The sequence below is a fragment of the Arthrobacter crusticola genome (assembly GCF_004357995.1).
Lineage (GTDB): Bacteria > Actinomycetota > Actinomycetes > Actinomycetales > Micrococcaceae > Arthrobacter_D > Arthrobacter_D crusticola.
Window position 1 is genome coordinate 1 of the sequence record NZ_SMTK01000009.1, and the last position, 3,991, is coordinate 3,991.

The window sequence follows — 3,991 nt, forward strand, 5'->3', positions numbered from 1 at the left end:
GGGTGGTTAAAGGGGTGCAGGCCCCACCGGTGGTGGGGCCTGCAGCCTAAGGGGTGTCCGGCGGTGTCCTACTCTCCCACACTCTCTCGGGTGCAGTACCATCGGCGCTGTGGGTCTTAGCTTCCGGGTTCGGAATGGGACCGGGCGTTTCCCCCACGCTATGACCGCCGTAACTCGTTGTACCGTTCCTCCCGGTGGTTCCGTGCCGGCCCGTGGTGGGGTGGCTGGGTGTGGCGGGGGTGGTAAGTCTGTTACGTCTTCATTGTGCTGGACGTGTATTTTGTTGTGGTGCGGCCTCCCGGTCCCCTGGCGGGGTGGGGGTGGCCTGGTTCCTGTTGTTGGTTGGGAACCGCATAGTGGACGCGTAGCATGTGATCTTTCCACGCACCGCATGTGGTGGAACGGTTTTGAAGTGTCCGTTCCTGCGGTGGTGGGGTGGTGTAAGTTATCGGCTTATTAGTACCGGTCAGCTTCGCAGGTCGTTGGTCCCTGCTTCCACATCCGGCCTATCAACCCAGTGGTCTGGCTGGGGGCCTCTCACACGGTTAGGTGTATGGAAATCTCATCTTGAAGCGGGCTTCCCGCTTAGATGCTTTCAGCGGTTATCCCATCCGAACGTAGCTAATCAGCGGTGCACTTGGCAGTACAACTGACACACCAGAGGTTCGTCCGTCCCGGTCCTCTCGTACTAAGGACAGCCCTTCTCAAATTTCCTGCGCGCGCAGCGGATAGGGACCGAACTGTCTCACGACGTTCTAAACCCAGCTCGCGTACCGCTTTAATGGGCGAACAGCCCAACCCTTGGGACCTACTCCAGCCCCAGGATGCGACGAGCCGACATCGAGGTGCCAAACCATGCCGTCGATATGGACTCTTGGGCAAGATCAGCCTGTTATCCCCGAGGTACCTTTTATCCGTTGAGCGACGGCCATTCCACAATGTGCCGCCGGATCACTAGTCCCGACTTTCGTCCCTGCTTGAGATGTCTCTCTCACAGTCAAGCTCCCTTGTGCACTTACACTCGCCACCTGATTGCCAACCAGGCTGAGGGAACCTTTGGGCGCCTCCGTTACTTTTTAGGAGGCAACCGCCCCAGTTAAACTACCCATCAGGCACTGTCCCTGACCCGGATTACGGGCCGAAGTTAGATATCCAGAGTGACCAGAGTGGTATTTCAACGATGACTCCGCCCGAACTGGCGTCCGGGCCTCACAGTCTCCCACCTATCCTACACAAGCCACACCGAACACCAATACCAAACTATAGTGAAGGTCTCGGGGTCTTTCCGTCCTGCTGCGCGTAACGAGCATCTTTACTCGTACTGCAATTTCGCCGAGTTTATGGTTGAGACAGCGGGGAAGTCGTTACTCCATTCGTGCAGGTCGGAACTTACCCGACAAGGAATTTCGCTACCTTAGGATGGTTATAGTTACCACCGCCGTTTACTGGGGCTTAAATTCCCAGCTTCGCACCGCGCAAGCGCGGAACTAACCGGTCCTCTTAACCTTCCAGCACCGGGCAGGAGTCAGTCCGTATACATCGTCTTGCGACTTCGCACGGACCTGTGTTTTTAGTAAACAGTCGCTTCCCCCTGGTCTCTGCGGCCCCGATCCGCTCAGGCAAGCGCGTCGCCGTCACGGTTGGGGCCCCCCTTCTCCCGAAGTTACGGGGGCATTTTGCCGAGTTCCTTAACCATAATTCTCTCGATCGCCTTAGTATTCTCTACCTGATCACCTGTGTCGGTTTGGGGTACGGGCGGCTAAAACCTCGCGCCGATGCTTTTCTCGGCAGCATAGGATCACCAAATTCCCCCATACGGGGGTCCCATCAGATCTCAGGCGCGTGATTGAACACAAGGACGCGGATTTGCCTACGTCCTGCCCTACATCCTTAGACCGGGACAACCATCGCCCGGCTTGGCTACCTTCCTGCGTCACACCTGTTAATACGCTTACCTCCCAGGCTCAGGTCCCGCGCTCCACCAAAACCCTTCCACCACAAGGGCGGTCGGGCAGGTTTCGGGCGGTTAGTGTCCCCTGTTCGGTATGGGCGGTTTTTCGCCGGTACGGGAATATCAACCCGTTGTCCATCGACTACGCCTGTCGGCCTCGCCTTAGGTCCCGACTTACCCAGGGCAGATTAGCTTGACCCTGGAACCCTTGATCATCCGGCGGACGGGTTTCTCACCCGTCTTTCGCTACTCATGCCTGCATTCTCACTCGTGTGGGCTCCACCGCTGGTTTCCACCGCGGCTTCACTGCCCACACGACGCTCCCCTACCCATCCACACGCCTGAACTCAGGGGAACGGTGTCCCCGGCTTGGCTGATATGTGAATGCCACAACTTCGGCGGTGTACTTGAGCCCCGCTACATTGTCGGCGCGGAATCACTTGACCAGTGAGCTATTACGCACTCTTTCAAGGGTGGCTGCTTCTAAGCCAACCTCCTGGTTGTCTGGGCAACTCCACATCCTTTCCCACTTAGCACACGCTTAGGGGCCTTAGTTGGTGGTCTGGGCTGTTTCCCTCTCGACTATGAAGCTTATCCCCCACAGTCTCACTGCTGCGCTCTGACTTACCGGCATTCGGAGTTTGGCTGACGTCAGTAACCTTGTAGGGCCCATTAGCCATCCAGTAGCTCTACCTCCGGTAAGAAACACGCAACGCTGCACCTAAATGCATTTCGGGGAGAACCAGCTATCACGAAGTTTGATTGGCCTTTCACCCCTACCCACAGCTCATCCCCTCCATTTTCAACTGAAGTGGGTTCGGTCCTCCACGACGTCTTACCGTCGCTTCAACCTGGCCATGGGTAGATCACTTCGCTTCGGGTCTAGATCACGCCACTACGGTCGCCCTGTTCAGACTCGCTTTCGCTACGGCTTCCCCACACGGGTTAACCTCGCGACGTAACACTAACTCGCAGGCTCATTCTTCAAAAGGCACGCCGTCACAGCACCGTGATAAATCACGCACTGCTCCGACGGTTTGTAGGCACACGGTTTCAGGTACTGTTTCACTCCCCTCCCGGGGTACTTTTCACCTTTCCCTCACGGTACTGGTCCGCTATCGGTCATCAGGGAGTATTTAGGCTTACCAGGTGGTCCTGGCGGATTCGCACGGGATTTCTCGGGCCCCGTACTACTTGGGATACTCTCCAAACGGCAGCACGCATTACGGTTACGGGACTTACACCCTCTCCGGCCGGGCTTTCAAACCCGTTCACCTATACGCCTGCACACATTTCACCAGTCCGGCAGAACTGATACGGAAAGTCCCGCAACCCCAGTGATGCAACGCCCGCCGGCTATCACACACCACTGGTTTAGCCTCTTCCGCGTTCGCTCGCCACTACTAACGGAATCACTGTTGTTTTCTCTTCCTGTGGGTACTGAGATGTTTCACTTCCCCACGTTCCCTCCACGCACCCTATGTGTTCAGGTGCGGGTCACCGGATCACGCACAAGGCGCCCCCGGCGGGGTTTCCCCATTCGGACATCCTGGGATCACCGTTCGGTTATCAACTCCCCCAGGCTTATCGCAGATTCCCACGTCCTTCTTCGGCTCCTGATGCCAAGGCATCCACCGTGTGCCCTTAAAAACTTGACCACAAAAGATCAAAAAACATATCGAGAAAACCAGGCCCGGACACAGTCCGGAACCAGGTCTATCTTAGAAATTGCTTCTTTTTAAGATGCTCGCGTCCACTATGCAGTTCTCAACCAACAACCCCGTCACACCCGCACCCGAACCCCACCAAAGGGGACACCGGATGACGGCCTGCGCGGGAAACCCAGAAACAACACACCCCACCCCCGCACACCCGCACCCCCCGGCACCCCCCACAAGGAAGGACACCACGGACACGGCCACGCAGCAGCAGGGCCCTGTTATCTCAGGACCCAACAGTGTGCCAAACGCCTCAATCCCCTCCACCGGCCGGCCGGCCTTCCAGACGCACCCGCCGCGCACCGCACCCCCCGAAAGGACC

At 57.5% G+C, this 3,991-nt stretch carries 2 rRNA genes; both read right to left on the minus strand.

What is annotated here, in order from left to right:
• Nucleotides 1-55: 55 nt before the first annotated feature.
• A 5S ribosomal RNA gene (gene rrf, locus E2F48_RS17150) occupies nt 56-172 on the minus strand.
• A gap of 263 nt (nt 173-435) precedes the next feature.
• A 23S ribosomal RNA gene (locus E2F48_RS17155) occupies nt 436-3,609 on the minus strand.
• Nucleotides 3,610-3,991 lie beyond the last annotated feature (382 nt).